Raw genomic sequence first — 24683 nt, 5'->3', positions numbered from 1 at the left:
CCGGCCTCAACGCCTGCGTGCCCAGTCATTTTGGGTGTGTTCCTCGGATGCGCCGCAGGGCTATTACATTTTGCTAACGGGCTGGTTAGACTGAGTGCCATCGCTGGTTGGATAGCCAGTGTATGCGAGGTGGTTCCACCGCCTTTCAATCAGACAACCTATTTCAAAAATGAACCCTGAGGAGGGCGCAGAAATGGAGCGTATTTATCGCCTTCTGGATTGGGTTGACTTGGCTCAAGCTGTGGATTGGCTCGGCAAGCTCACGGGGTCGCCCATAGGTGAGGGGGAATTATCGAAGCTGGTGTTTTCGAAGCAGTGTGACGCCTATATCCAGGCACTCGGGCTGAAGGGCTACTACATTAACGATGAGGGATTCGAAGTAGATGTTATCGGCCGTGGTTTTCAGCTAGTTCTTGGTATCGAAACTCTTAGAAAAGCTGACAAAAAAAATGGCAAACCGGAGAAGCGCAGATTTAGTCTTGAGGGTGCGCGGTATGAGCCAGACCCATACGACAACGAGATAACTCTTGTCGCTGACTATGACTACTGGGAGGCCATCACGGAAGATGAGAATGGCTATCCTGTGTATTTCAAGCCTGCTGACATTGAAGTCTTGGCCGCTAGAATTAACGAAGTGCCCGAACAGCCTGATACTGCACGGCTTGAAGATCTGCGGCTGCAGCTTGAGCAAGAAAAAGCAGCGCGAGAAGCGGTCGAAGCCGAGCTTCAAGGACGACGTGCCCAAGATGGCAAAAGAGCTCTGGTCGATATGAAAAATATGCTCATGCATGACCACAAAGAGTTTGTAGCTATGCAGGAGCGTGCGGAGCAGGCCGAACGAATGGTTACGGCTTTGGACCGGCAATTAACTGACTATATAGAAAAGATTCGAGCTGGTGACAAACTCATCGAAGGGTTGACCCAGGAGTTACGGAAACGTCATTCCCACGAGCGCCTCCCACCCCAGGTCACTGAATTAGTCAGTGGCTTGTACTTTCCCTACGCAACTAAGCAACTCGAGGCCATGAGGGATGCTGCACTGGCTCATTGGAACGATCACGACAGATCCAAGCCGGCACCCTACGGCATCCAAAAGACAGTAGCTACATTCCTAGCCGCCCGGACAGGCGAGAACGCTAGGAAGCTCGCCGAACTAGCCGCAGCCATCAAGCCCGATGATCTTCCAAAAGCCTGACATAACAACCTGACATAGTGTCATGTCAGTATGTCAGGTCTGTCTGACGGTGCGCTTAAGCCTCAATCTGTTTCCAGTCCCAATCAATGGCAGGAAACAGCATGACCGACTTGAATGATCATTCGAAGCAATTGGTGAGTGCCACAATCTATAAGTATTTCGCGCGATTCTGTCCGAAAAATATTGAGAAAACTCTGAAAAGAGGCGGTGCATTACATCGATTCGTATAGACGTTCGAAAACCGGCGGACCGCACTTGACTCATTTGATCCAGTTATGAGGATCACCACAACTGGATATGGAGAACGTCTAAGTCTTCTTGCCGAGCATCTCAAGGAGCTTGGCATAGCCGCCAGGAATCTCAGCCTCCAACTGCGTCATCAAATCGGGGTTTCTGTCCATACGGTCCTTCATGCCGGCCGCGACTATCTTGTTTACCGCCTGCTCAAACGAGATGCCTTCTCTGGCAGCAAAGTCTTCAATTGCTTTTTCCTCTGAGGCTTTAAGCATCAAGGTAATTTCACGGCCTTCGTCATCACTGCCTTCGCCGGATAGCTCCTCCGCTGTCACTCCCAATGCCTCGGCAAGCTTGAGTAGAACCCCGAGACGCGGTTTTGCCTTCGAGGCTTCGTAGCGAGAAATCTGAGACCAAGTTATGCCGACAGCGCCTGCCAGTTCCCGCTGTGTCATGTTGGCCGCTGCCCTAGCTCGGGCTAACCGCTTGCCAAACAATGCGTCCAATTCATGCTCCGTCAGTGCAAGTAAAGCCATAAAAGTACACGGCTAGGCGTGTACATGCAAAAAAAGCAACATGTTGCTTTACAAAGGCAACAAGGAACAATAAAGTCAACGCTCAGACAACGAGGGAAGCTTCATGAAAGGCGCAGAAAAGAAGGTAGTTGGCGTTCGTATAGTTGTGGTGATGCGAGAGCTCCTTGAAAAAAAGGCAGTTGAGAATGGACGCAGCCTCAGCAGCGAAATTGTATTCCGGCTGAGAAAATCCCTGGAACGTGAAGATGAGCAAATCAGCCAGGCATAAAAAACCCCAGCGCTGGCCGGCGCTGGGGTTGGGATTAACGAGATCAGCTTCGAGGAAGAAATCGTCATGAATAAGCATACCGAAGTAAACGAAAAACTCAATGCTGGCGCCTTCAAGGGGCCGGTGACCGTTCCGCTTTCATTCGTCCGCTGCAACGTTGAGCGACAATATTTGTACAGCGTTTGTCCAGGCGTTCCTGCTGTCGATGCTTTGAATCAGGCATCTTGCGTTCTTCATAGCGTGAGGTCGGCGCTGGAGGACGCGGGAATGGCAGAGCTCATCGTTACTCCAAGCCAAGCATGGTTGCTACACATGGCGGTCGAGTCTGCTAAGGCGGCTATCGACTCCGTCGTTGAAGGTCTGGAGAAAGCACGATGAACACTATCTCCATTCAATCCGAGCGGTCTTCTGATGGTGCGCCACGTTTTCTGCAATCGCAAAATGTGGCGCGGACAGGTTTTATTGGAATAGTCGCTGTTGTAGATGGTGAGGCGGTCACAACCACCCTGGCAATCGCCAAAGGTTGCAAGGTCGACCATGCCAGTGTCATTAAGCTGGTGCGTACCTATCAGGGGGACCTTCAGGAATTTGGCCCTATCGGATTTGAAATCCAGAAGGGTTCATCTCTTCCGCAGGGTGGCTTCGCTAAGGCAACCGAGTACGCGGTGCTCAATGAGCAGCAGTCCACACTGATCATGACCTACATGCGTAACGGGCCAGTCGTTCGCGAGTTCAAAAAGACCCTCGTTAAAGCTTTTTGGGGGCTTGTTCGTGGGAAAGGTTTTTCAGTGCCTCAAACCCGCGCTGATGCGTTGCGGTTGGCTGCCGATCTGGAAGAACAGAACGCTGCCCTCGCTATCGAAAACCACAAGTTGGAAGTGAAGGTGGAGCAGGACGCTCCCAAGGTGGCCTTTCACGACATGGTGGTGGTGTCGCACAAGAAGTACAACGCCGCCCAGGCTGCCAAGATCATTGGCACTGGCCGCACCAGGCTGCTGCAGTTCATGCGGCAGAAGGGGTGGGTGACCCGTTCGAACGAGCCGTATCAGGCGAAGATCGAGGCCGGCCTGCTTGATGTGAAGCTGGGCACCTTCGAGCATCCAATCGACGGCACGATCCCAACGTGCTCCACGTTGATCACTGGGAAGGGCCTGACGAAGCTTGAAGCTCTGTGGCGGGAGCGAGACGCAGACTTGTTGGCGTAGCAATGAAGAGAGCCCGGCCCAGCGCCGGGCTTTGTTTGAGGGGGAGGATTTATATTGGTGGTCGAGCAGCGGGGGTCGGCCTGTCTGACGCCTTCACCACGATGGATGCCTGGCAGGATAACGAGTGTTAAAGTCCTGCCTCTATTTTGAGGGATGAGCCCATGACGCAGGAAGAACAAGCCGTTTCTGAACGCGCTGTGGTATTTGCAAAGCAAAACCGAACCCGCATCGCCCGGGAGTTGGCTTGTTTGGAGACTTATCCGAGCGATGAGTACCCCGTCTCTGTATTCATGGCTGGGTCGCCAGGCGCAGGGAAAACCGAAGTGTCCAGGGCATTTATTGGGATGATGCAGGCTGGTGGATCGAACGCGTTACGAATCGATCCAGACGATTTCAGAGACTATTTTCCCGAATATACGGGCCGAAACTCCAGCCTTTTCCAGCGTGGCGTGACAACATTTGTTGAGCGAACCCTGGATCTGGTTTACCAGCAACGTCAATCGTTCCTGCTGGATGGGACTCTTGCGAATCTTGAAGTGGCGCGACGAAACATCTCGCGGGCCCTTGATAAGCAGAACAGGTCTGCCCAAGTAATTTACGTGTACCAGCGTCCTGAGCTTGCGTGGGAGTTTGTTCTCGCGAGAGAGAAAAAAGACGGAAGGAATATTCCTTGCCCTGAGTTTGTCAGACAGTTTTATGCTGCAAAAATGTCTGTGTGCGCGCTGAAACGTGAATTCCAGGATGCATTGCAGGTGGATGTGATCATCAAAGACAACGATGGAGGAAACGAGGATATCGGCATTGACCTTTCGGCTGACGAAATTGACGTGTTTGTCAGCCAGCCCTATGATCAAAACGAGCTTGAACGTATTTTGAACGGAGAATCCCAATGAAAGGCGAAAAGGCAGCAGACGCTTCGACGAAGATTCATGGTTCGTCGAAAATGTCTGATTTTTTCCGCCACGGGTCCGTGGAGGAAAGGCGAGCCGTTTATCACATGGCAGCTAGTGCAGCCATTGAGGAGCAGAGGGAAGTGATCCGCTCAGCGAAGCCCGGCGAAATCCTTACTGTAAAACCTCGGTAATTCCATATCCGTGTCCTTAAGCCCAGCCTTGCGCTGGGCTTTTCGCATCTGGCTCAAGGCTTTTCAGCGTTGGCCTTCTCAAGCAGGGCGGCTATGCCCTCAAGCAGAACCAAGTCCGACTCCCTGAGTCTTCCCTTCGCCGCGGCCCTGGCGAGTTTCTCAATAACCGCAACTGCCCGCGGCGTAGCCTTGTCCTGAAGGGCCTGGTAGGCAGACGCGGCCTCTCGCACCACATCCTGACGAGTGTACTCACCCTCGATCAATGCTGGCCCGTGCCCGTTCGGGTTGACCAGCACACCAGGCGTGAGCCCGATTTTCTTCTCAAGGTTGAGCGCCGCTTTCTCACCCAATGAACGGTGCCCATTGAGGATCTGTGACAAATACGAAGCGTCCAGATCGTGCTGGTCGGCGAAGTCTTTCTGGCTGAGTGGGCCGATGACACGCCGCAGCGCGTCGACCCGAAGAGTTTTGATATCCATAGGCGAATAGTGTCCCTGCGTTAGCAAACAGTAAATTATAAAATGCTATTGCTATTGGGATTAGCAAAATGTAATCTTGGCTTCTTTCGGAGACAAACATGACGCTACTCGAACTCATCCGGTCCCTCGACACACCTTCGGTGGAGTCGTTGGCCAAGCGCAGCGGCACCAGTGCCGGGAACCTTAAACAGATCGCTCATGGCTTCCGCCGAGCAGGCCCAGGCCTCGCCATCAATCTTGAACGAGAGTCGAGCAGGGCGGTGACCTGTGAAGAGCTCCGGCCCGATGTCGACTGGGCCTATCTGCGCAATTCAGGCCAAGAGCCAAATCTTTAATCCCGATTAAAAGAAGCCCTGATTGAGGGCGCATATCTTCGCCCTGAGCTGAACGTTCCGCCACGACAACCACGAAGAGGTTTCCCGAAATGGAACAGGTACACCGCGCAATACATGAAGCAGTTCTGGAGGCGGGGCCAAAGCAACTGGCTCACCTGATGGGTATGAGCCACACCGCATTGCTCAATCGCAGCAACCCAAATGATGACTCGCACCGCCTGAACCTGGAGCAATTTCTCCAGATCCTGGTGCACAGCAAGAACATTGAACCGCTGGAACACCTGGCCAACACATTGGGCTATGCCCTGGTGCCTCAGGCGCGGCCGGCGAGCAAGAACCTCATCGAGGCTCTGGTGCATCTCGCGGCTGAGTACGGAGATGTTTCTCGTCTCGTGCATGACGCCCTTGCAGATGGCCGCGTTTCACCCTTCGAGAAAGCGAACATCCAGAAGGAAATTGGCCATGTCCGTCAGAGCTTGCTGGTGCTGGAAGAGTCCGTCAAAGCGGCGTGATTACCTATCCGAACGGCTAGGTAACAGAGGAATAAAACGGGCGGAGAATGATTTTTGCCCGGTGCAGAAAGCAACAAACCCGGCGGGAACCGGGCTCATCTAATCGTCCTGTGTGATCAGGACTACACAACTGCAGAGGTATCAATCATGGCACATGCAATTCGTAGTAAACAAGTTCGGTCGCCTGTTACTGAGCGCATTCAATCTAAACCCCGGCTGGTCAGTGTGCCCAAGAGCGTGTCAATCACGCCTACGGTGCAGCCTTTTGATGAGCGGGCAGGCTTTACCTACTACGAGGTTCAAGTTGTTTATGAGGACGCGGGATTAAAACAAACCTACCCCGGCGTGCTGGATGAGTGTCTGGCATTAGAGCTGAAGGCGATGCTCGAGCCGGAAGTAGCCCCTTACCCTGTTCGTATTTCGTGGGTAGCAGGCTGGGCAAAAGGATTCGAAAACTTCCTCCGGATGAACGACCGCGTAACAGACATGATCCAGTCAGTTCGATCGGCTGAGCGTCCCGGGCACGAGTTCCTGGCTCGTCTTGGTCAGTTCGGTCCGTATGAAAGTTACGCGCCACAAAACAGCCAGGCAGAAAGCGTGGCGCCGAATCTCTCGGAGGTTCGGCCATGAACCAGGTCATTGACTCTAAGAGTCCAGGCTTCAACAAAAAACCTTTCTACCAGGTTGAGGTTTTCGACGGGCGTGGTGTGTACGGCTTCGGCCTTGGGCTCACTGATGAGCGAGTTGCTCGTGACCTGCTCGAGACTCTCGGTCGTGACCTGCTTGGCCGAATAACAAAACTCCATACACTCGCCAACCCACCAGAAGAGGCCCGCGGGTACCAAAAGCATAGGCAGTTTACCGAGCAGACTCAGCGCATAAAGGCGTTGATTGATATGTGCGCGAACGAGCCTTCGCCTGGCCGCGCCTTCTTGGTTGCCTTTGTGCAACAGCATCGCGCTGCAATGCCCCTCAGTCATATGGCTTCAATGCTTGAGCATGCCAAGTACGAGCCCGACTTTGATGAGTTTGCCTATATCCCACTTCACCAATCTGCAATCGGGAGGGCATACCCATGAGCGAAATATCCCAAGAGGTACCTGTCACCGTCATCAACGAAGCGCACTTCGAGAAATATCCCGATGCCGCGCTGTTGCTGAAGTGTTTCGAGGTCGTCAAGGACGCGCTGGACGTCATCGACGAGCCGGAGTACTCCATTGAGAAAGAGGACGACACTCATCTTGACCTGTACCGAGCCTACTACGCACTCATGGTGTTGTTCAGGCGTAGGACTGGTCACGACGCGAGGCAAGTGGCCCAGGATCACTTTGAGGCAATGAGCCGCCACTTGCTGGAGGGGAAGCCGCGACCAGAAAACAGCATTCCCGTCGTCGTGTTCCCTGGTGAGTGCCTACCGGATGAGGCATTCACTGGCCTGACGGACCAACAACTGGCTTGCGCGGCGTTCAACTACAGCGATCGCGTTCGAGTTCTGATCATGGACCACTCACCGCAGGCTTTGGCGTTGGACGAGGCTCGCACGCTCTCAATTGACTCCACCACAGCACTGTGCCTGCTGGTGTTGCGCCTGTCTGGCGGCTCAATGGAAACCATGGGTGCCGGGATGTGCCGCAAGCATGGGGAGACGCTGCAATGATCACTTCACTGGAATCAACTGCGGGAATCCCCGTAATTAAACCTTCAACGACCTGCACCATCGCCGGCCCCTGGCCAACCTACGGTAACTTCCGAACGCTTCCAGAGCGCGAGCGCTGGGTGCTTTACGGCAGCGCCAAGGCCTACCGCGAGTCGCTGGAGCGCCAGGGTTTCGGGATGGCTGAAACCTACGATGCCTTCATCCGTCGCGTGACAGAGGAGCTGGATATCTGATGGCGCGCATTAGGACGATCAAGCCAGAGTTCTGGAGCAGTGAACAGGTTATGGAGTGTCAGCCTCTGACCCGCCTGCTGTTCATTGGCATTTGGAATTTTTGTGACGATGGCGGCAATCATCCTGACTCGGAGAAAACCATCAAGGCCCGGGTTTTTCCCGGTGACGAAATCAGCTCGTCGAGTATTCGTCGAATGCTCGACGAGCTGTCGTCGAACGGTCTTTTGGCCTTCTACGAGCACTCTGGCAAGCGATATTTGCATGTCTGCGGGTGGGAGCATCAAAGGATCGATAAGCCAACCTTCAAGTACCCGGAGTTTGTCCAGTCCCTGGTGGTGTCCAGTCCGCCACTTTTAGGGGCTGACACTGATGACAACCAGAAACCGGGGCCTGTAGGTGATTCCGTCGGTGAATCCTCTACGAACATTCGACCACCGCTCGTAGAGGCCTCGTCGAATCCTCTGCTAGTCCTCGACCCCGGAAGGGAAGGGAAGGGTAATAGGAAAGGAGAAGAACAAGATCAAGAGCATGTCCATCGTCGCGATGCTCCACCGGACGACGCGCCGTTGGAATCTCAAGCTGGAGCAAATGGGCAGGAGCAGCGCGCACCTGATCAACCCGCTCTGGCAGATCCCAAGCCGAAGCGAAATATCAAACCCGCCGCTACGGATCTGTTGGACGGCTTCGATCAGTTCTATCGGTTGTACCCGCGACGCCAAAATCGGCCAAAAGCTGAGTCGGCCTGGAAGAAACTCAAACCTGACGCCGGATTGCGCGAAACCCTGCTTGCTGCACTGGCAAACCACCGGCTGAGACCCGACTGGATCAGGGACGGCGGGCAGTACATCCCGCTTCCGGCGACCTGGCTCAACGGCCGATGTTGGGAAGACGAAATCCTGGCGAACACCGAGCAGTCCCATCACGTGGACCTCGACAAAATTGACCACACCATCGGGCTTGAACGTCAGCCCGATGGTACGTATCGAGTAGCCCGACCATGATCAAACCAGCAATCATCAACACCACTATCAGCCGTTGCGTCGAGCACGGCACGTTTGAAAACAGTCTCGTTGAGTCGTTTATCGGTGATGCACAGTGGAACGGCTGCCCGCGCTGTCACTTCGATGCACGGCATTCCACTGACGAAACCGTCGCCACCGCTGCCCGGGACGTGCAGTTTGCTCGTCAGCTCAATGCGGATCTGATCGCGTCAGGTATCCCTCCACGGTTCCGGGCTGCGACGCTGGAAAACTACCGGACGGACAGCAAGCCAGAACCCCAGGCCGTTGCTCTTCGCCAATGCAGGGAATACGCGGAACGGTTCGACGTGCACTGGCAGGCCGGGCTCTCGATGATGCTTCTGGGAGAGGTCGGTACCGGCAAGACACACCTGGGTTGTGCGGTGGCGCAGCACGTCATCCGTCACCACGGCGCCCATGCCCGGTATACGTCCGCCCTGGCGATCATTCGTGATGTGAAGGCAACGTTCAGCAAGACCGCAGAATCAACTGAGCACCAAGTGTTCAGCGCACTGCAGGTTCCCGATCTGCTGGTGATCGATGAAATCGGCGTTCAGCACGGAAGCGACTTCGAGCGTCAGGTGTTGTTCGAGGTGATCAACAACCGCTACGAGCGACTGCAACCCACCATCGTGATTTCCAACCTGGGCATTCTCGGTTTGCGTAAATGCCTGGGAGATCGAGCAGTGGACCGGCTCAGCGATGCCGGTGGTCCTGCAGTGTTATTCAACTGGCCTTCAGCCCGGGGTGACGTATGAGCCGCGAACTATTCAGTGATGAGGCCGAGTTCGGCATCCTTGGGGCGGTGTTGCTCAAGCCCGAGTTGTTCGACGAGATCAGCAGTAAGGTGGACGTGTCCGATTTCCATGATCTGGAGAGCGCTGCGCTTTACCAGGTGATGATTGATTGCCACGCCGCCGGTGTTCCCATCGACGTTGTCACCTTGAGCGATTGCCGCCAGCGCCTGCCCAGTGGCAAGTCGACCCTGGCTCACGCGGGCGAGGTCGCCATGAATGTACCCAGCGCCGCCAACTGGAAGGCCTACGCCCGTATTGTTCGGGAGCGGGCGGTGTTACGTCAGATTGTGAACGCCGCGTATGTGATCAACGACACGGCCAACGAGGAGCGCCCACTCTCCGAGGTTATCGCCATGGCCCAGCAGGCCACGGCAGATCTGCGCGACCTGGACGACGATGGGCAGCAGGATTACTACAAAGCCAGCGAAATTCTGCCCGCGGTGATCGACACCATTGACTCGAAATTTAACAAGACTATGCCTACAGGCCTATCCACAGGCCTTGAGAAGCTGGATGAGTTGGTGCGGGGGTTACGGCCTGGGAACATGATCGTTGTTGGCGGGCTGACCGGTTCAGGCAAGACCATCCTAGGCTTACAAATCGCCCAGCACGTCACCTGCAAGCTCGCTGGGGCCGGTTTAGCGTTCTCCATGGAGATGACCAAGGAGGAACTCGTTACGCGCGGCCTGGCGTCTCTTGGGGGGATCAATCTAAGCGCGCTCGATAGCGGTGACCTTCAAGACGATGACTGGCCGAAGCTCACCAGCGCCGCCAACGTCCTCAAGGGTGCCAAGCTGTACGTCAACGACCAGGCCGGCATGACCGTGGCGCGTATACGTTCGATCGCCCGCCAGTGCCAGCGTCGGGAGGGGTTGAGTGTACTGCTGATCGATTACATCCAACTGATCAGCGCCGAGAGCAGCTCGAACCGTTCCCTTGAGGTCGGGAAGATCTCCACTGCACTGAAGAACTTGGCCAAGGAGCTCAAGATTCCTGTGATTGTGTTGGCTCAGCTCAACCGTGGTTCAACCAATCGCCCGGATAAACGACCGCGCCCCAGCGATATCCGCGACTCCGGTCAGATCGAGCAGGATGCTGACGTGGTGATCTTGGTTCATCGCGATATGGAGAGCGAGGAGGGCCAAAACGGTGTAACCGAGTTGATCGTGGGCAAGGTCCGTCATGCGCGCGTGGGCTCCTGCATGGTCCAGCAACAGGGGGAGTATGTTCGCTTTGTCGACTTCGAGGGGCGTACACCGAGCAACGAAGAGGTGGAGATGGGCCGAAGCTTTGCCAGCAAATTCAAGGGGAACAAAAGCCATGAATAACGTCACCGCGGCGTCACCGCGCAAGAGCATGACCCCGGTTGAGTGTAAGTTCCTGAAGGCCGGCAATCGTCTGTTGCTGGAAAAGGCCAATGGCCGGATTGGATCTGCAGCGTTCATGGACATCATTGCCGACTGGCACGCTTCACGGTCAGTCCTGGGGTTTGAGGCGTTCGCTCGTCTTTGGATCTTTGAAGGCAATGCCAAGAACAAGATCGCTGACAAGCTGCTCCGAGAACTGTTCGGCATGGATGAACCAACCCCGAGGAAAGCCGCATGAAAAAGCGCACCTACGTCGACAAGCCGCTGGGCGATACGGAATACCTGCTGGAACAGTGGGGTTGGTGGCGGATGGACGGGATGGGCGTGCCGCGCTACGTCTCGCCGCTGCTCGCGCTGATGCGGGACAATGTCCAAATGCCGAGTACCGCCAGCTATGTGATCACTGATGACCTGGCACTCGCGGTTGATTCCGCGATGGCCAAGCTGACGCGCCGTAACGAGCAGATGGGGCTGTTTCTCTGGCTCTATTTCGGAGCCAAGTGGACGATGGTGCGGATAGGTGAGTCGGGCAAGATGTCAGAGCGCTCTGCAAGGGAAATAATCAAGGCCGGAGTTGGGTGGATTGACGGGGTATTGCAAGGGATGAGCGAAGCCGCATAAATAGTCCTTTCATGCCGGATGCCGACCTGTTTTCATGGCAGCGTGTTTAGCTGTTCCAGCGCGACACCAGATAGAAGAATCCCGGCCGTCGAGTCGGGATTTTTTTTGCTTTATCCTCTAGGATGGCAAAGCGCCAGATGTTCTGGGCTTTAAGAATTCGTAAGGAAGGAGTCGCTATGATGGAATTTTTCGATGAGCAGGGTAAGCCCGCAGCTACTGTGTCCTTTGACACGCTGAAAGCTTTAGCCCCCCTGACTGCTAACCCATCCGAAACCCTTAAGAAATTAGGGGTCGACGATGCAGCGCTGGAAGCTGCACTTACCGAAATCGCCAGAATCGCAGCCTCCCGCTGAGATCGCATAAGCTGCGCACCCAGCACTGTCGAGGTTGATATGCATAGAAGCAAAACACTACTTCACGCGATCATGGATTTTTGCGTAAACGGAACCTCAGAATGGAATCTTCATATGACCCGTGAGCAGCTATACAGCTCGCTCGATAGTGATCATCAGGAGCAGTGGCAGGAAATGGTCATAGAAGGGCATATGCGCATACTGGGAGACTTGGGGTACGTAACGCTGGATAGCTTTGGAGGCGTCGCCTCGATCGTGAGGGTCACATCCGCCGGTTATGACTATCTCGATACTATCGAACTTGCGGAAGGCTTGAAGAGCAATCCGTTTTTGCATTACCAACAGGAATGATTATCTGAACTGCCCCGCGTGATGTGGGGCTCTTTGTTTGTAATGGTGGCGCGCGTCGTGCTTTGCCGGAGGTAACGGGCTTTGAACCCCGGGCCGCTGGAAATGATGATTGTTCGACACAGATATTCGCCACCAACTCTCAAGCCCGACCACTGAGTCGGGCTTTTTGTTTGCTGGATTTCGTTGTGCTATTACTAGCGTCCCTATTTCAAAAGGATTTTGGTATGCGTCGCGATCTCAGTTTGGTTAAACATCTGTTGGATATGGTTCAGGCTCATGCGGATCATAGCGGCATTTATCTGATTGACTTGGTGCCGAAGTGGGAAGAGTCCAGCGGCAATCCAGATCAAGCGCTCACCGAAGATCAACTTGTGTATCTGTTGAATCGTTGCGCGGACGCCGGCTTTCTTTCCATCGGTTCTGGAAATCTGATTCAAATGACTTGGGCTGGCCATGAGTACCTGGATTCAGTAACGCTGACACATTCTAAATAATCGATATTTTCAATACACACGGGCCCTGGCATTTGCCGGGGCTTTTTCGTTACTGGAGGCCCGTATGGACGCCCCAGGCAGGAGCAGAAACAGCATGGCCAACCCATCGCCCGAGAGCATCGTAGAGGCTGTGATTATTCCTGTTGCCAACAAAGGTTTGGTCGTAGGAACGGTGACAGGGGTTGCGGGCTGGCTTTCCCAGGTGAACTGGATTGGCCTATCTGGCGTGCTGGTCGCGGTGCTGGGCCTGGTGATCAGCGCTTACTTTCAGATCCGCCGTGATCGCCGGGAGACCATTGAAAGCCAGGAGCGCATCCGTGTGATGCGCGAGCAGTGCAAGCTGTGAGCCCGCTACTGCGCCAGCGCATCGCCGTAACGGTGTTGAGCCTGAGCGCCGCCGGCTTTGCCACCTGGCAGGCAAGTGAAGGGTTCACCCCTGTCGCAGTGATCCCCACCAAGGGCGACGTTCCCACCATCGGCCACGGCTCCACCCGCTATGAAGACGGCCAGCCAGTCCGCATGGGCGACACCATCACCCGGGCCCGAGCCGAAGTCCTGGCCCGCAATCTGAACAGCCAGGCGGAAAAGCAGTTCGCCGCATCGCTCCCGGGCGTGAAGCTGCACCAGGACGAATTCGATATCTACATGGACTTCGTTGGCCAGTACGGAATTGGCACCTGGCTCAAGGGTTCGCCCCGCCGCGACCTGCTGGCCGGCAACTACGCCCAGGCTTGCAATGACCTGCTCAAGTACAAGTTCGCCGCCGGCTTCGACTGCTCCACGCCGGGTAACAAGCGCTGCGCCGGCGTATGGACTCGCCAGCTTGGGCGCCACGCTAAGTGCATGGCAGCGCAATGACTCGCTGCCTGATCGCCGCCATTGTGCTGCTGGTGATCGTGGCGGGAATCCAGACGCACCGCCTGGACAGCGCGCAGACCGATCACACGCAGTACGTAGCCAGCATCGCCACCCAGGCCCAGGAAGCCAGCGAGAAGGCCCGCCAGACCGAACAGCAACACCAACGAATTATTGACCAGGTACGCACCGATGCAGCCAATCAAAAGATCAGCGATGACGCTCACGCTGCTGAGCTTGTTGCTGTGGGTGTCAGCCTGCGCGAGCAACAAACCAAGCTGCTTGCCGACCGCGCCACCCTCCGTGCCCGCCTTACCGCAAGAGGCAAGACAATCGACGACCTTACAGATTTGCTCGCCCAGCTGCGCACAGAAGCTGACAACCATGCGGGCGAACTGGCAGCAGCGCTTGACGCAAGTCGCCGGGCCGGATTCGCCTGTGAACGCTCCTACGACGCCATGAGGGCATCCCAATGACCAAGTATCAAGTCAAGTCCGCCGGCGAAGTCCACGAAGTGCTGGCTGTCACGTTCACCCAGGGCGAGGATCTGCGCCTTATTGGTGAGGGTGGTGCAGTTGTGGCCATCTTCGGCGCGTTCGACTGGCTCAAGGTTGTCCCTGTTGTGACTGCCCCAGTCGTGGAAGATGATCCATCCACCGATAAGCCTGCGCTGGTAGGTGGGCAATGACCGATAAGCAGCCAACCGACTGGGAGCGTATTGAACAGCTCTACCGTGCCGGCCTGCTTTCAGTGCGTGAAATCGCCGCAACGTGTGGCGTATCCCATACCGCAATCAATAAGCGGGCCAAGGCTGCTAGCTGGGATAGAGACCTGAAAGCCAAGATCCAGGCCAAGGCTGATTCGTTGGTTTCCAAAGCCGAGGTTTCCAAAGAGGTTTCCACGCAGGCACTGGCAACCGAACGCGGGATCGTTGAAGCCAATGCCCAGGTCATTGCAAACATTCGCATTGCCCACCGGACTGACATTGGCCGCTCACGTCGCCTGGCCAACAAGCTGTTGGATGAACTGGAAGGGTTGACCGACAACCGCGACCTGTTCGACCGGTTGGGAGAGTTGCTGCGTGATGAGGATGACAAGGGCCAGGACAAGCGCAACGACTTGTACATGAAGGTCATTGATCTGCCGGCCCGCACCAAGACCATGAAGGAACTGGCCGAAACGTTGAAGAACCTGATTGCTCTTGAGCGTCAGGCTTATGACGTTGGCGCCGAGAAGCCAGGCGATGACCGCAGCCAACTGACGGAAGAAGAACTTGATCGCAGAATCGCCAAGCTCGCAGGCCAGGGCTGACAAGCTTGAGCTATTGGCGTTGCTGGAGGAAAAGGCGCGCCGGGATGCACAGAGGCGTCACCTACTCCAGTTCGACACGCTGTATGAGTGGCAGCACAAGTTCGTAAAGGCGACGGCCGATCACACGTCATGCATGTTGATGGCGGCCAACCGGGTGGGCAAGACCCGCACCGGGTTGACCATCGATGCCATGCACCTGCTGGGCGATTACCCCGAGGACTGGGGCGGCCACGCATTCGACCACGCGCCGATGTGCTGGCTGCTGGGGTTCTCGATGGAGAAAACCCGTGACCTGCTCCAAACGCCTTTGTTCGGCACGCTGGAGGGGGGCAAGTGGACTGGTGGGTTAATCCCCGCTGACCGAATCATTGCGCATCTGTCCGCCACCGGTACATCCGGGGCCATGCGACAGATCACCGTCCGGCACAAGTCCGGCAGTCAATCCACAGTGCAGTTCTGGTCCTACAGCCAGGGCCAGCACGCAATCATGGGCGACAGCGTCGACTGGTACCACATCGATGAAGAGCCCCGCGACAAAGCGATCTACCCGCAAGTGCTGACCCGTACCGCGACTGGTGACGGTGGCCGAGGTGGTCGCGGCATTTTGACCTTCACCCCCGAGAACGGGCGCACCGAACTGGTTGTTCAGTTCATGGACTGCCCGGCCGAGGGCCAATACATCCAGCGCGCCACCTGGGCCGATGCACCGCACTTGACCGCTGACACGCAGCGCAAGTTGCTGGGCATGTACCCCGAGTGGCAGCGCGACATGCGTTCCAAGGGGCTTCCGTTGCTCGGCACTGGGTTGATATTCGACTTCTCTGATGAGGATATTAAGTGCCAGGCGTTCCCATGTCCGCCGCACTTCTACGTCATCAACGGTATGGACTTCGGCTGGGATCACCCGCAGGCGCACATCCAGTTATGGATCGACATTGAGTCGGACGTTATCTATCTGGCCCATGCCTGGAAGAAGTCCCGCGTCACACCATCGACGGTGTGGGGCACGGTCAAGGCTTGGGCCGCAGGAATCCCAACCGCATGGCCTTCTGATGGATTGCAGTCTGAGAAATCTTCGGGTGAGCAGCAGAAGAAAGCCTATGTGGACGCAGGCTGGCAAATGCTCGATGTGCACGCTACCTGGGCTGACGGCGGTGTTGGGGTGGAAATTGGCCTTGTTGAGCTCTACGAGCGCATGACCACGGGCCGCTTCAAGGTGTTCTCACACCTGGCGGACTTCTTCGACGAGAAGATGAGTTATCACCGCGACGAGAACGGAAAGATCGTAAAGCTCAACGACGACATTCTTTCTGCCGTTCGTTACGCCTACATGATGCGCCGCCACGGGCAGCAGCGCTGGCAGCTTGAGACAAATGACTCAGGCAAATTTCAATCCGAATACGACCCTTACGCGAGTAACTGACCATGTGTGGACGCGGAATCAAAAAACTTGTGAACAAGGTGGTCAAGCTCGACCCCTTGCGCGGCGGCGACGTCATCCTAGAAGGGCTGGGCCTGCCGAACATGTTTGGCGAGAACACTGGCATGTTCAACAAGGCCGAGCGCGAGAAGGCAGCGGCAAAGGCAGCAGCCGAAGCGGCGGGCTCAACGTCACCAGGTGCTGCGCCCACCACCTCCAGCGACTCAGTGCAGGCCGCTGTAGAGGCTGAACGCAAGCGCCGCCTGGCCCAATCCGGCCAGAACGGCACCATCTTGACCGGTTCGTCTGGCGTGCTTGGCGGTGCCAACACCAGCCAGAAAACGCTGTTGGGGGTGTAAGTTGGCCGACTCCCTGCGCGAACGCTGCGAGAAGCGCTACACCGCTCTCAAGAGCGAGCGCGACAGCAACTGGCTGCCTGACTGGAAAGAGCTGGGCGACTTCATCAGTCCGCGATCTGGTCGCTGGAACAACACCGACACCAACGACGGCAAGCGCCGTGATCAGAAGATCATCAACCCGCAAGCGACGTTTGCGTCTCGCACGCTTGGCGCTGGTATGCACACTGGCATGACCAACCCTGCATCGCCCTGGGTGAAGTTCGGTACGCCAGATCCTGGCCTGATGGAGTACGGCCCGGTCAAGGATTGGCTGTACGCGGCCGAGAAGTCGATGCGCGAAGTCATGGCCAGGTCGAACCTGTACAGCGTTCTGCCCAACCGCTACAGCGAAGAAGGCATTTTCGGTACCGCGCCTATGGTGGTGATGCCGGACGATAGCGATTTGTTGCGTTCGTACCCCCTGGCTATCGGCAGTTACATGCTCGCCAACAACAGCCGCAACCAGGTGGACACGCTCTACCGTGATTTCCGCATGACTGCCCGCCAGATGGAGCAGCAGTTCGGCAAAGACAAGATGAGCCTCACGGCGCGGAACCTGCTGAGCAGCAAGCCAGACGCCTGGGTTGATATCTGCCACGGCATCGAACCCAACGACACCCGCGAGAAGGGCCGCAAGGACAACACCAACATGCCGTTCCGGTCGGTGTACTGGGAGAAGAGCGGCGACAAGGATTCGATGCTGCGTGAATCCGGGTTCAAGGTGTTCCCGGTCATGGCGCCGCGCTGGGACGTGCTAGGCGAGGATGTGTATGGCTCAGGCCCCGGCTCTACGTGTATCGGCACCACCAAGGCCATCCAGCTGATGGAGCGCCGTAAGGCCGAACTGCTGGAGAAGGGCGTGCGCCCGCCAATGGGAGCGCCGGCCAGCCTCAAGAATCAACGCGCCTCGATCCTGCCGGGCAGCATCACCTACCTGAACGATATGCAGGTTGGGGCCAAGTTCGCCCCGCTGTATGAGGTTCAGCCTGCATGGCTCGGCCAATTGCGTGGTGAGATTGCCGCTGACAGCTCGATCATCGACACCGCGTTCTTCGTCGATCTGTTCCTGATGATCAGCCAAATGGACAGCGTGCGCACCGCGTACGAGATTGCCACCCGCAAGGAAGAAAAGTTGCTGATGCTCGGCCCAGTGCTGGAGCGCCAGACCGATGACCTGTTAGACCCGCTGGTTGATATGTACTTCAACCAGATGCTGGAGCAATCGATTCCGCGCTGGACTGGCATGTTGCCGGGTGCGCCACTGTTGCCGCCGCCACCGAAAGAACTGGCGAACATGGATCTGCGCATCGAGTTCACCAGCATCCTGGCTCAGGCACAGAAGGCCATTGGCGTATCCAGCATCGAGCGCGCTATTGGTTTCGCCGGCACCGTGGCCACCGTCACCCAAAGCACTGAAGCGCTGGACCTGCTCGACTCCGACGAAGCAATGCGCCAGTACTTCGAACTGATCGGCGTGCCCCCAACGCTGGTACGGGCTGATGACATGGTTGCTCAGATCCGCGAGCAGCGTGCCCAGGCGCAACAAAACCAGCAGATGCAGCAGGAGCTGGGAAGCGTCATCCAGGGCGCCCAGGCGCTTAGCCAGACCGACACGGGAGGGGATAACGCCCTAACCGCGCTTGTAGGGGCGATGTGATGACCGAACGACAGGAGCCCACCGAGCAGGAATTGCAGGACGTCGCCGACTTCAAGTGGCTGATGGGCGACAGCCGAGGGCGCCGCTTCATGTGGCGAACCCTGGGCCATTGCAGGATTTTCCAGGGCTCAATAGGCCCCACCGACGCAATCACGAACTTCAACGAAGGCCAACGCAATGTTGGCCTTCTTCTTTTGAGCCAGGTCAACGACCTGACCCCATCGCTGTACGCGGTCATGGCTGCCGAGAACGCGCCAAAGCCGATTGCTGAACAACCCCAGGAGACAGATGAATGAGCCCTTTGATGATGAAGCTGCTTGGCCGCGTGTACATGAGCGAGGCGGAAGCAAGCACTACTGGTGGTGGTGAGACTGCTGCGGCGTCCACCACCGAGACAGCCGCCGAGGCGGCAACGACCACCACCACTCTGACGCCTGCCGCAGCTACAGCAGCAACCGAGACAGCCGCAACCGAAGCCGAAACCAAAACCCCTGAGCAGATCCAGCAAGACGCCGATGCAGCCGCGAAGCTCAAGGCCGAAACCAGCGCGCCCGAAGTCTACGAGGACTTCACCCTGCCAGAAGGCATGGAGATGGATGTGGAAATCCTGGGCGAGTTCAAGAACCTGGCCAAGGAACTGAACATCCCTCAGGTCAAGGCCCAGCAACTCATCGACTTCCAATCGCAACTGGCGAGCAAGCAGGCCGAGGCATACCAAACCGCCGTCACCAAGCAGGCCCAGGACTGGGCCGCTGAAATAAAGAACGACCCTGAAATTGGCGGTGAGAACTACGACAAGAGCGTAGCCAGCGCTATCAAGGTCATTCAGTCCTTCGGTGACCCGGCATTGACCGAGTTGCTGAATACCTCCGGGCTGGGCAACCACCCGGCGCTGTTCAAGTTCTGCCACCGCATCAGCGCGGCTATCTCGGAGGACAAGTTCGTCTTGCCGGGTAGTCAGACCAATGCACCCAAAGAAATGACCATTGTTGACGCCTTCAGCTAAGGCATTCATAAACCGTAGGAGATACACAGATGGGCATCCTTACCTCCACCATGCCGACCCTGATCGATAAGTTCAGCAGGGAAGACAGCACCAAAAAGGTCATGAAGATCGTTGAGCTGATGGCTAAGCGTAACGACATTCTTCAAGACGCCGAGTACCAGGAGTGCAACGACGGCTCCAAGCACAAGACCACCATGCGTTCCGGTATCCCCGAGCCAACTTGGCGCATGTTCAACCAAGGCATTCAGCCAAGCAAATCAACCACCGTGCCCGTGTTGGATACCACCGGCATGATGGAAGACTACGGCCTAGTCGATAAGGCGCTGGCTGACCTGAGCGGTAACGCCGATGCTTTCCGCACCTCCGAAAACATGGCCAAGTTGCAGGGCTTCAACAACAAAGCCGCCCGTTACATGATCTACGGCAACACTCAGGCAGAGCCTCAGGCGTTCTTGGGCCTGGCGCCGCGCTACAACGATAAGTCGGCAGAGTCGGGCGCCAACATCGTCGATGCGGGCGGCACCGGCTCCACCAACACCTCCATCTGGTTTGTGACCTGGGGCGAGATGTCTACCCACCTGCTGTATCCGAAAGGCAGCGTGGCGGGCTTTCAGCACAAGTTCCTGGGCCAGCAAACCGCCCGTGCTGAAAACGGCGGCGACTTCGAGGCGTACCGCGATCACTTCAAGTGGGATATCGGTATGTCCGTCCGTGACTGGCGCGCAAACAGCCGTATCGCGAACATCGATGTCACCCAGTTGACCCGTGATGGTGCGACTGGCGCGAACATCATTGACCTGATGATTGATGCTCTGTACCGCATCGACAACCCGGAGCAGGGCGAGGGCCGGACCATCATCTATGCCAACCGCACGATCCAGTCGTGGTTGCACAAACAGGCGATGAACTCCAAAAACGTCAACCTCACCCTGGGCGAGTACGGCGGCAAGAAGATCCCCGAGTTCCTGGGCATCCCAATCAAGCGTATCGACGCCATCCTCAACACCGAAGCCCGCGTAGTCTAACGACTGCGTGGCTTTCCCCTATTCAGGAGAGACCATCATGCTTTTCGACGCAAAGCTGCTCATGTCGAACGCCCAGGCAATCACTGCCTCCGCAGCTTCGACCGACGTCATCGACCGTGGCGACAACAAGGACGTAGGTCGCGCCGGTGACATTCCCCTGGTCATTCAGGTTGTTGAAGCGTTCAACACCCTGACCAGCCTCACTATCGAGCTACAGACCGATGACAACTCGGCGTTTTCCTCGGCTCGCTCACTGTATTCGGTGGTGGTCCCCCTGGCCGACCTGAAACTGGGTTACCAGACCCCCGTCATCACCCTGCCGCAGAAAACTGAACGCTTCCTGCGCCTCAATTACACCGTGACTGGCACCGCCCCAACACTGGGCAAGGTAACCGCCGGCATCGTTGCTGGAGTGCAGACCAATGCCTAAGCGCTATGAAGTACTTGAGCGGTCGTTTATCAACGGCCGACTCTATGAGCCCAAAGAAACTGTCGTGCTGGAGATTGATAGCCCGGGCAGCAATCTCAAGGAGTTTGGGGCTGCGAAGGCGCCAACCATCCAGAAGGACGCTGATGGCTTGGGCCTTGGCTACGTTGCTGCGCGTGGTGCTGCGGGCAAGTACGTGATCAAAGACGACAAGGACCAGCGTGTCGGTGAGTTCATCGGCAGCAAGGCGGAAGCGGAAGTGGAAGCCGACCGGCTGAATGCTGGTGGCGAAGTTGTTGTGCCAACCATCCAGAAGGACGCTGGTGGTGATGGCGGCGCGGGCCAAGACAACACCAACGGCAATGGACTGCCAGACGCCTGATCACCAGCAATACACCTTACGGGCCCTTCTGGGCCCTTTTCTTTTTCTGAGGTTCCCGAATGTCCAGCGACGTAGAGATTTGCAACATCGCGCTGTCGCGTGTTGAACACACGCAGCCCATCGTTTCGTTCACGGAAAAGAGCAAGGCGGCCGAACTATGCCGTGTGTTCTATGCCCCGCTGCGTGAGCTGGTGTTGCAGGCGTTTCCCTGGCCATTCGCGGAATCTGTAGTTGCACTGGCAAGCCTGGGCAACCCTGCTCCTGGCTGGGCCTACCGTTATCGGTACCCGGCCGACTGCCTGCAAGTGCGTGACATCGTACAGCCAGGGTTTCGCCGCTCGCTCACCAGCGATATGCAGATCCCCTACAGAATTGGTTACGACGCAGGCGGCCGGGTGATTCACACCGATCAGCCAGAGGCTGCGTGCCGCTTCACCTTCAAGGTCGAGGACTCCACGTTCTTCGACCCTCAATTTGCCGACGCGCTGGCCTGGCGCCTGGCGATGGACCTGGCTTTGCCGCTCAGTTCCAAGCCTGACCTACAGCAGTTCGCGGCCCAGCAATACCAAATAGCGCTGACCATCGCTGAGGGCTCTGCTTTTGAGGAATCCCAGGACGATCCCGAGCCTGAATCTGAATTCATTACGGTGCGATCATGAGCGGAATACTCCAGCCGACCTTCGCGGCGGGCGAGCTTTCGCCATCTGCCAGCGCCCGTACCGATATCGCCCGCTACTACACGGGCCTCAAGCTGTGCCGTAACTTCATGGTCATGCCATACGGCGGCGTGCGTAACCGTGCTGGCACGCGCCTGGTGGCCGAGGTCAAGGATTCGACCAAGCTTTGCCGGCTGGTCCCGTTCCAGTTCAACGACGTGCAGACCTACATTCTCGTGTTTGGCGACTTGAACATGCGGGTTATCAAGGACGGTGGCCAGGTGCTGTACAGCGCCGGCCCCAACATCGGTACGCCATTCGAACTGGCCATGCCGTACACGCAATATGACCTTGCATCCCTGAATTACACCCAGTCCGCCGACGTGATGACGTTCGCGCAGCCAGGGTACAAGCCACGTGAATTAAACCGTCTGGCACACGACAACTGGACCACCGCCGAAATCAACCTGGCCCCGCGCATTGCCGCGCCAACGTCTGTAACCGCAACAAGCAATGGCGGCACAGGCACCCCACAGACCTGGCGTTACCAAGTCACCGCTGTGCTGGATGACGGCAACACCTTGGATGAGTCCCTGCCAACTACCTCAAACCCAGTCACGACCCACACAGACATTGCGTCGGCAGCCATCACCTGGCCCGCTGTCACCGGTGCAACGTACTACATCATCTACAAGGACAACGCTGGCGCCGGGATCTATGGGTTCATCGGGCGCGCCACCGGCACCACCTTCACGGACCAGAACATCACGGCCGTCAAGACCGACACGCCACCGAACGGCAATGACCCCTTTGTCGGCGCGGGTAACTTCCCAGGCGCCGTGGTGTATTACCAGCAGCGCCTGATATTCGCCGGCAGCAATTTGCAGCCACAGACCGTGTGGACGAGCAAGACCGGCCTGTTCAAGAACTTCGGCTACTCGGTGCCCAACAAGGACGATGACGCTATTACCTTCACTTTGAGCAGTAACAAGGTGAACCGGGTTCGCCATCTGCTGGGGCTGCGCAAGCTGCTGGCGCTCACCACGGGCGCAGAGTTCACTATTTCGGGCGGTGACACAGGTTTGTCGGCAAAGACCGTGCAGGCCGTTCCAGAGGGCTACGACGGCACAGCTATCGTGCCGCCCGTGGTGGTGGGCAATAGCGCGGTGTACGTCCAGGCACGGGGTAACCGGGTGTCATCGTTCGGTTACTCCCTGAATGCTGACGGGTTTGCCGCTGACGATCTGACGCTGTTCAGCGCGCACCTGTTCAAGGGCAAGGAACTGACCAACGTTGCTTACCAGAAGGTGCCCGACTCGATTGTCTGGTATGTGCGTGATGACGGTGTGCTGCTGGGCCTGACCTACGTTCCCGAACAGCAGTTGGTGGGCTGGCACTGGCACGACACTGACGGCTTCGTCGAGTCCATCGCCTGCATCCCCGAAGGCCAGGAAGATGTGTTGTACATGGTGGTGCGCCGCAACATCAACGGCGTGCAGAAGCGTTACATAGAACGCATGGAAAGCCGGCAGATAACCAGCATCGAGGACGCTTTCTTTGTTGACTGCGGCCTGACCTATGACGGGCGCAACACCGACGCCGCCAAGACCTTCACCCTATCCGGCGGCACAACCTGGCAGTTTCCCGAGGTCGTTACCATGACGGCGGTCGGTCATGCCCCGTTCACTGTCGGGAGCATCGGCGCCGATTACTCATTGAAGCGCCAGGTGACCGACGAAAATGGCGACCCGGCTACGGAAATTGTGCGCGTTGAAGTGGTCGGTTACACCAGCACCAGCGTAGTTACGGTCAAGCTGTTGATCATCTGCCCGGTATCGCTGCGCGGTGTGGCCGTATCTGCCTGGGCCCGCCAGGTCAAAACTCTGTCCGGCCTGGGCCACCTGGAAGGTAAGACCGTTTCAATCCTGGCCGACGGCAGCGTACACCCCCAACGCGTGGTTACTGGTGGTTCCGTTGCATTGCAGGAAGCCGCAGGCATCGCCCACGTAGGGCTGCAATACATCTCCGACATGGAAACCCTCGACCTTGAGTTGAAAAACGCCAACGAGACGGTGCTCGATAAGAAAATCTCTGTCACTGGCCTGACCGTTCGTGTCGAGGAATCGCGGGGCATCTTTGCGGGCAAAGACAAAAAGAACCTGTACGAACACAAGACCGACCGGGACGACTACGAGTCGCCTATCGAGTTACTTACAGGACAGGCTGACATCCCGATATCAAACGACTGGCAGGGCAAAGGGCGCGTGTTTATTCGACAGTCCGACCCACTGCCGCTGACCGTGTTGGCGGTGATTCCGGAGGTGACCATTGGCGGTCGCTGACGTTTTGCCCATCGAGCCAGAGGATATCCCGGTAATCCTGCGCGACGTGCGCCAGGCCGATATCGACGAGATTGTAGAAGGGCTCGGCGTATCCCTGGAGCGTGAGCTGCTGTCCGGCATCAACGACAGCCTCAACGCCCGCAAGATCGTGGTTAACGGCCACATCGTCGCCGTGTTTGGGGATGCGGTGCACAGCCTTCTTGGATCGGTCGGCGTGCCCTGGCTGATCAGCACCACCCACGTCGAGCGCCACGCCCGCGCCTTTCTCAAGGTCTGCAAGCCCGAGGTGCAAGGGATGCTGACCCGGCACCGCCACCTCATCAACTACGTCGACGCCCGCAACACCTCGGCCATTCGCTGGCTGAAATGGCTTGGCTTCGACTTCGGCGAGGCCGTCCCGTATGGGCCCAAGCGCCTGCCGTTCTATCCCTTCACCCTGAACCGAGAGGAATAACCATGTGCTG

The 24683-nt window shown here is 57.1% G+C and carries 38 protein-coding genes; 36 read left to right on the top strand and 2 right to left on the bottom strand.

The window, feature by feature from the left end; translation table 11 throughout:
- Nucleotides 1-193: 193 nt before the first annotated feature.
- Entirely contained in the window at nucleotides 194-1195 is a 1002-nt protein-coding gene (locus TX23_RS01360; RefSeq protein WP_057700706.1) for a hypothetical protein, read from the top strand.
- A gap of 308 nt (nucleotides 1196-1503) precedes the next feature.
- Here the strand turns inward: TX23_RS01360 and TX23_RS01355 are convergent, their stop codons facing one another.
- Nucleotides 1504-1935, bottom strand: coding sequence for a helix-turn-helix domain-containing protein (locus tag TX23_RS01355; protein WP_057700705.1), 432 nt, complete (start codon nucleotides 1933-1935; stop codon nucleotides 1504-1506).
- Nucleotides 1936-2068: 133 nt separating this feature from the next.
- On the opposite strand from TX23_RS01355, the gene TX23_RS26730 reads away from it, so the two are divergent.
- The 5 genes from TX23_RS26730 to TX23_RS28130 all read left to right on the top strand — a co-directional run bounded on the left by TX23_RS26730 (nucleotide 2069) and on the right by TX23_RS28130 (nucleotide 4522).
- Nucleotides 2069-2233, top strand: coding sequence for an Arc family DNA-binding protein (locus tag TX23_RS26730; RefSeq protein WP_082629543.1), 165 nt, complete (start codon nucleotides 2069-2071; stop codon nucleotides 2231-2233).
- Between the two features lie 66 nt (nucleotides 2234-2299).
- On the top strand, nucleotides 2300-2611 hold the full coding sequence (locus TX23_RS01345) for a DUF3077 domain-containing protein (protein WP_082629542.1): 312 nt from the start codon (nucleotides 2300-2302) through the stop codon (nucleotides 2609-2611).
- The gene (locus tag TX23_RS01340; protein WP_057700702.1) at nucleotides 2608-3438 is read left to right on the top strand and encodes a phage antirepressor KilAC domain-containing protein; all 831 of its coding nucleotides are present in this window, start codon (nucleotides 2608-2610) and stop codon (nucleotides 3436-3438) included. The genes TX23_RS01345 and TX23_RS01340 overlap by 4 nt, the downstream gene beginning before the upstream one ends.
- A 161-nt stretch (nucleotides 3439-3599) precedes the next feature.
- Entirely contained in the window at nucleotides 3600-4331 is a 732-nt protein-coding gene (locus TX23_RS01335) for a zeta toxin family protein (RefSeq protein WP_057700701.1), read from the top strand.
- Nucleotides 4328-4522 carry a hypothetical protein gene (locus TX23_RS28130; RefSeq protein ID WP_057700700.1) on the top strand — a complete coding sequence of 65 codons (195 nt, stop codon included), beginning with the start codon at nucleotides 4328-4330 and terminating at the stop codon, nucleotides 4520-4522. Before TX23_RS01335 ends, TX23_RS28130 begins: the two co-directional genes overlap by 4 nt.
- 53 nt (nucleotides 4523-4575) lie before the next feature.
- Here the strand turns inward: TX23_RS28130 and TX23_RS01325 are convergent, their stop codons facing one another.
- Entirely contained in the window at nucleotides 4576-5001 is a 426-nt protein-coding gene (locus tag TX23_RS01325) for a helix-turn-helix domain-containing protein (RefSeq protein WP_057700699.1), read from the bottom strand.
- Between the two features lie 98 nt (nucleotides 5002-5099).
- Here TX23_RS01325 and TX23_RS01320 point away from each other — a divergent pair, with 98 nt between their 5' ends.
- From TX23_RS01320 to TX23_RS01180, 30 genes are all read left to right on the top strand, one after another.
- Nucleotides 5100-5336, top strand: coding sequence for a transcriptional regulator (locus TX23_RS01320; RefSeq protein ID WP_008431880.1), 237 nt, complete (start codon nucleotides 5100-5102; stop codon nucleotides 5334-5336).
- Nucleotides 5337-5425: 89 nt separating this feature from the next.
- The gene (locus tag TX23_RS01315; RefSeq protein WP_057700698.1) at nucleotides 5426-5848 is read left to right on the top strand and encodes a phage regulatory CII family protein; all 423 of its coding nucleotides are present in this window, start codon (nucleotides 5426-5428) and stop codon (nucleotides 5846-5848) included.
- Between the two features lie 147 nt (nucleotides 5849-5995).
- Nucleotides 5996-6478 (top strand): hypothetical protein, encoded by a 483-nt coding sequence (locus TX23_RS01310; protein WP_157243892.1) that lies wholly within the window; start codon nucleotides 5996-5998, stop codon nucleotides 6476-6478.
- Complete coding sequence (locus tag TX23_RS01305; protein ID WP_057700696.1) at nucleotides 6475-6927, top strand: hypothetical protein; 453 nt, start codon at nucleotides 6475-6477, stop codon at nucleotides 6925-6927. The genes TX23_RS01310 and TX23_RS01305 overlap by 4 nt, the downstream gene beginning before the upstream one ends.
- The gene (locus TX23_RS01300) at nucleotides 6924-7505 is read left to right on the top strand and encodes a hypothetical protein (protein WP_057700695.1); all 582 of its coding nucleotides are present in this window, start codon (nucleotides 6924-6926) and stop codon (nucleotides 7503-7505) included. Before TX23_RS01305 ends, TX23_RS01300 begins: the two co-directional genes overlap by 4 nt.
- Entirely contained in the window at nucleotides 7502-7738 is a 237-nt protein-coding gene (locus TX23_RS01295; RefSeq protein WP_057700694.1) for a hypothetical protein, read from the top strand. The genes TX23_RS01300 and TX23_RS01295 overlap by 4 nt, the downstream gene beginning before the upstream one ends.
- Entirely contained in the window at nucleotides 7738-8739 is a 1002-nt protein-coding gene (locus tag TX23_RS26725; RefSeq protein ID WP_082629541.1) for a hypothetical protein, read from the top strand. The genes TX23_RS01295 and TX23_RS26725 overlap by 1 nt, the downstream gene beginning before the upstream one ends.
- The gene (locus TX23_RS01285) at nucleotides 8736-9515 is read left to right on the top strand and encodes an ATP-binding protein (RefSeq protein ID WP_057700693.1); all 780 of its coding nucleotides are present in this window, start codon (nucleotides 8736-8738) and stop codon (nucleotides 9513-9515) included. The genes TX23_RS26725 and TX23_RS01285 overlap by 4 nt, the downstream gene beginning before the upstream one ends.
- A complete protein-coding gene (locus tag TX23_RS01280; RefSeq protein WP_057700692.1) occupies nucleotides 9512-10882 on the top strand; it encodes a replicative DNA helicase in 1371 nt (456 codons plus the stop codon). The genes TX23_RS01285 and TX23_RS01280 overlap by 4 nt, the downstream gene beginning before the upstream one ends.
- The gene (locus tag TX23_RS01275) at nucleotides 10875-11159 is read left to right on the top strand and encodes a hypothetical protein (RefSeq protein WP_057700691.1); all 285 of its coding nucleotides are present in this window, start codon (nucleotides 10875-10877) and stop codon (nucleotides 11157-11159) included. The genes TX23_RS01280 and TX23_RS01275 overlap by 8 nt, the downstream gene beginning before the upstream one ends.
- Nucleotides 11156-11542, top strand: coding sequence for an antiterminator Q family protein (locus tag TX23_RS01270; protein WP_057700690.1), 387 nt, complete (start codon nucleotides 11156-11158; stop codon nucleotides 11540-11542). Before TX23_RS01275 ends, TX23_RS01270 begins: the two co-directional genes overlap by 4 nt.
- A 179-nt stretch (nucleotides 11543-11721) precedes the next feature.
- Complete coding sequence (locus TX23_RS27940; RefSeq protein WP_157243891.1) at nucleotides 11722-11895, top strand: hypothetical protein; 174 nt, start codon at nucleotides 11722-11724, stop codon at nucleotides 11893-11895.
- A gap of 114 nt (nucleotides 11896-12009) precedes the next feature.
- Nucleotides 12010-12246, top strand: coding sequence for a hypothetical protein (locus TX23_RS01265; protein WP_057700689.1), 237 nt, complete (start codon nucleotides 12010-12012; stop codon nucleotides 12244-12246).
- Between the two features lie 224 nt (nucleotides 12247-12470).
- Nucleotides 12471-12740, top strand: a complete 270-nt coding sequence (locus tag TX23_RS27935) for a hypothetical protein (RefSeq protein ID WP_157243890.1) — start codon at nucleotides 12471-12473, stop codon at nucleotides 12738-12740.
- 94 nt (nucleotides 12741-12834) lie between these two features.
- On the top strand, nucleotides 12835-13086 hold the full coding sequence (locus TX23_RS01255) for a holin (protein WP_057700687.1): 252 nt from the start codon (nucleotides 12835-12837) through the stop codon (nucleotides 13084-13086).
- The gene (locus TX23_RS01250) at nucleotides 13083-13598 is read left to right on the top strand and encodes a glycoside hydrolase family protein (RefSeq protein ID WP_057700686.1); all 516 of its coding nucleotides are present in this window, start codon (nucleotides 13083-13085) and stop codon (nucleotides 13596-13598) included. Before TX23_RS01255 ends, TX23_RS01250 begins: the two co-directional genes overlap by 4 nt.
- Complete coding sequence (locus TX23_RS01245) at nucleotides 13595-14071, top strand: DUF2514 family protein (protein ID WP_057700685.1); 477 nt, start codon at nucleotides 13595-13597, stop codon at nucleotides 14069-14071. The genes TX23_RS01250 and TX23_RS01245 overlap by 4 nt, the downstream gene beginning before the upstream one ends.
- A complete protein-coding gene (locus TX23_RS01240) occupies nucleotides 14068-14283 on the top strand; it encodes a hypothetical protein (RefSeq protein ID WP_057700684.1) in 216 nt (71 codons plus the stop codon). The genes TX23_RS01245 and TX23_RS01240 overlap by 4 nt, the downstream gene beginning before the upstream one ends.
- A complete protein-coding gene (locus tag TX23_RS01235) occupies nucleotides 14280-14906 on the top strand; it encodes a hypothetical protein (RefSeq protein ID WP_057700683.1) in 627 nt (208 codons plus the stop codon). The genes TX23_RS01240 and TX23_RS01235 overlap by 4 nt, the downstream gene beginning before the upstream one ends.
- Nucleotides 14869-16329 (top strand): phage terminase large subunit family protein, encoded by a 1461-nt coding sequence (locus TX23_RS01230; protein ID WP_244885936.1) that lies wholly within the window; start codon nucleotides 14869-14871, stop codon nucleotides 16327-16329. Before TX23_RS01235 ends, TX23_RS01230 begins: the two co-directional genes overlap by 38 nt.
- Before the next feature lie 2 nt (nucleotides 16330-16331).
- A complete protein-coding gene (locus TX23_RS01225; protein ID WP_057700682.1) occupies nucleotides 16332-16685 on the top strand; it encodes a hypothetical protein in 354 nt (117 codons plus the stop codon).
- Between the two features lies 1 nt (nucleotide 16686).
- A complete protein-coding gene (locus TX23_RS01220) occupies nucleotides 16687-18381 on the top strand; it encodes a portal protein (protein ID WP_057700681.1) in 1695 nt (564 codons plus the stop codon).
- A complete protein-coding gene (locus TX23_RS01215) occupies nucleotides 18381-18677 on the top strand; it encodes a Bbp19 family protein (RefSeq protein WP_057700680.1) in 297 nt (98 codons plus the stop codon). Before TX23_RS01220 ends, TX23_RS01215 begins: the two co-directional genes overlap by 1 nt.
- Nucleotides 18674-19387, top strand: coding sequence for a hypothetical protein (locus tag TX23_RS01210; protein WP_057700679.1), 714 nt, complete (start codon nucleotides 18674-18676; stop codon nucleotides 19385-19387). Before TX23_RS01215 ends, TX23_RS01210 begins: the two co-directional genes overlap by 4 nt.
- A 29-nt stretch (nucleotides 19388-19416) precedes the next feature.
- Entirely contained in the window at nucleotides 19417-20412 is a 996-nt protein-coding gene (locus tag TX23_RS01205; protein WP_057700678.1) for a major capsid protein, read from the top strand.
- A 37-nt stretch (nucleotides 20413-20449) separates the two neighbouring features.
- Complete coding sequence (locus TX23_RS01200; RefSeq protein ID WP_057700677.1) at nucleotides 20450-20842, top strand: Bbp16 family capsid cement protein; 393 nt, start codon at nucleotides 20450-20452, stop codon at nucleotides 20840-20842.
- Nucleotides 20835-21221 (top strand): hypothetical protein, encoded by a 387-nt coding sequence (locus TX23_RS01195; RefSeq protein ID WP_057700676.1) that lies wholly within the window; start codon nucleotides 20835-20837, stop codon nucleotides 21219-21221. Before TX23_RS01200 ends, TX23_RS01195 begins: the two co-directional genes overlap by 8 nt.
- A gap of 59 nt (nucleotides 21222-21280) precedes the next feature.
- The gene (locus TX23_RS01190) at nucleotides 21281-21880 is read left to right on the top strand and encodes a hypothetical protein (RefSeq protein WP_057700675.1); all 600 of its coding nucleotides are present in this window, start codon (nucleotides 21281-21283) and stop codon (nucleotides 21878-21880) included.
- Nucleotides 21877-24219, top strand: coding sequence for a hypothetical protein (locus TX23_RS01185; protein WP_057700674.1), 2343 nt, complete (start codon nucleotides 21877-21879; stop codon nucleotides 24217-24219). Before TX23_RS01190 ends, TX23_RS01185 begins: the two co-directional genes overlap by 4 nt.
- Entirely contained in the window at nucleotides 24206-24673 is a 468-nt protein-coding gene (locus tag TX23_RS01180) for a phage protein Gp13 family protein (protein ID WP_044271500.1), read from the top strand. The genes TX23_RS01185 and TX23_RS01180 overlap by 14 nt, the downstream gene beginning before the upstream one ends.
- Nucleotides 24674-24683 lie beyond the last annotated feature (10 nt).

The organism is Pseudomonas paralactis (assembly GCF_001439735.1).
Classification (GTDB): Bacteria; Pseudomonadota; Gammaproteobacteria; order Pseudomonadales; family Pseudomonadaceae; genus Aquipseudomonas; species Aquipseudomonas paralactis.
The sequence above is the reverse complement of the archived record's forward strand: the minus strand, read 5'-3'. Positions and strand labels throughout refer to the sequence as shown.

Coding starts and splice junctions, on each gene's coding strand:
- TX23_RS01360 (WP_057700706.1), top strand. CDS start 194: ATGGAGCGTATTTATCGCCTTCTGGATTGGGTTGACTTGGCTCAAGCT.
- TX23_RS26730 (WP_082629543.1), top strand. CDS start 2,069: ATGAAAGGCGCAGAAAAGAAGGTAGTTGGCGTTCGTATAGTTGTGGTG.
- TX23_RS01345 (WP_082629542.1), top strand. CDS start 2,300: ATGAATAAGCATACCGAAGTAAACGAAAAACTCAATGCTGGCGCCTTC.
- TX23_RS01340 (WP_057700702.1), top strand. CDS start 2,608: ATGAACACTATCTCCATTCAATCCGAGCGGTCTTCTGATGGTGCGCCA.
- TX23_RS01335 (WP_057700701.1), top strand. CDS start 3,600: ATGACGCAGGAAGAACAAGCCGTTTCTGAACGCGCTGTGGTATTTGCA.
- TX23_RS28130 (WP_057700700.1), top strand. CDS start 4,328: ATGAAAGGCGAAAAGGCAGCAGACGCTTCGACGAAGATTCATGGTTCG.
- TX23_RS01325 (WP_057700699.1), bottom strand. CDS start 5,001: ATGGATATCAAAACTCTTCGGGTCGACGCGCTGCGGCGTGTCATCGGC.
- TX23_RS01320 (WP_008431880.1), top strand. CDS start 5,100: ATGACGCTACTCGAACTCATCCGGTCCCTCGACACACCTTCGGTGGAG.
- TX23_RS01315 (WP_057700698.1), top strand. CDS start 5,426: ATGGAACAGGTACACCGCGCAATACATGAAGCAGTTCTGGAGGCGGGG.
- TX23_RS01310 (WP_157243892.1), top strand. CDS start 5,996: ATGGCACATGCAATTCGTAGTAAACAAGTTCGGTCGCCTGTTACTGAG.
- TX23_RS01305 (WP_057700696.1), top strand. CDS start 6,475: ATGAACCAGGTCATTGACTCTAAGAGTCCAGGCTTCAACAAAAAACCT.
- TX23_RS01300 (WP_057700695.1), top strand. CDS start 6,924: ATGAGCGAAATATCCCAAGAGGTACCTGTCACCGTCATCAACGAAGCG.
- TX23_RS01295 (WP_057700694.1), top strand. CDS start 7,502: ATGATCACTTCACTGGAATCAACTGCGGGAATCCCCGTAATTAAACCT.
- TX23_RS26725 (WP_082629541.1), top strand. CDS start 7,738: ATGGCGCGCATTAGGACGATCAAGCCAGAGTTCTGGAGCAGTGAACAG.
- TX23_RS01285 (WP_057700693.1), top strand. CDS start 8,736: ATGATCAAACCAGCAATCATCAACACCACTATCAGCCGTTGCGTCGAG.
- TX23_RS01280 (WP_057700692.1), top strand. CDS start 9,512: ATGAGCCGCGAACTATTCAGTGATGAGGCCGAGTTCGGCATCCTTGGG.
- TX23_RS01275 (WP_057700691.1), top strand. CDS start 10,875: ATGAATAACGTCACCGCGGCGTCACCGCGCAAGAGCATGACCCCGGTT.
- TX23_RS01270 (WP_057700690.1), top strand. CDS start 11,156: ATGAAAAAGCGCACCTACGTCGACAAGCCGCTGGGCGATACGGAATAC.
- TX23_RS27940 (WP_157243891.1), top strand. CDS start 11,722: ATGGAATTTTTCGATGAGCAGGGTAAGCCCGCAGCTACTGTGTCCTTT.
- TX23_RS01265 (WP_057700689.1), top strand. CDS start 12,010: ATGACCCGTGAGCAGCTATACAGCTCGCTCGATAGTGATCATCAGGAG.
- TX23_RS27935 (WP_157243890.1), top strand. CDS start 12,471: ATGCGTCGCGATCTCAGTTTGGTTAAACATCTGTTGGATATGGTTCAG.
- TX23_RS01255 (WP_057700687.1), top strand. CDS start 12,835: ATGGCCAACCCATCGCCCGAGAGCATCGTAGAGGCTGTGATTATTCCT.
- TX23_RS01245 (WP_057700685.1), top strand. CDS start 13,595: ATGACTCGCTGCCTGATCGCCGCCATTGTGCTGCTGGTGATCGTGGCG.
- TX23_RS01240 (WP_057700684.1), top strand. CDS start 14,068: ATGACCAAGTATCAAGTCAAGTCCGCCGGCGAAGTCCACGAAGTGCTG.
- TX23_RS01235 (WP_057700683.1), top strand. CDS start 14,280: ATGACCGATAAGCAGCCAACCGACTGGGAGCGTATTGAACAGCTCTAC.
- TX23_RS01225 (WP_057700682.1), top strand. CDS start 16,332: ATGTGTGGACGCGGAATCAAAAAACTTGTGAACAAGGTGGTCAAGCTC.
- TX23_RS01215 (WP_057700680.1), top strand. CDS start 18,381: ATGACCGAACGACAGGAGCCCACCGAGCAGGAATTGCAGGACGTCGCC.
- TX23_RS01210 (WP_057700679.1), top strand. CDS start 18,674: ATGAGCCCTTTGATGATGAAGCTGCTTGGCCGCGTGTACATGAGCGAG.
- TX23_RS01205 (WP_057700678.1), top strand. CDS start 19,417: ATGGGCATCCTTACCTCCACCATGCCGACCCTGATCGATAAGTTCAGC.
- TX23_RS01200 (WP_057700677.1), top strand. CDS start 20,450: ATGCTTTTCGACGCAAAGCTGCTCATGTCGAACGCCCAGGCAATCACT.
- TX23_RS01195 (WP_057700676.1), top strand. CDS start 20,835: ATGCCTAAGCGCTATGAAGTACTTGAGCGGTCGTTTATCAACGGCCGA.
- TX23_RS01190 (WP_057700675.1), top strand. CDS start 21,281: ATGTCCAGCGACGTAGAGATTTGCAACATCGCGCTGTCGCGTGTTGAA.
- TX23_RS01185 (WP_057700674.1), top strand. CDS start 21,877: ATGAGCGGAATACTCCAGCCGACCTTCGCGGCGGGCGAGCTTTCGCCA.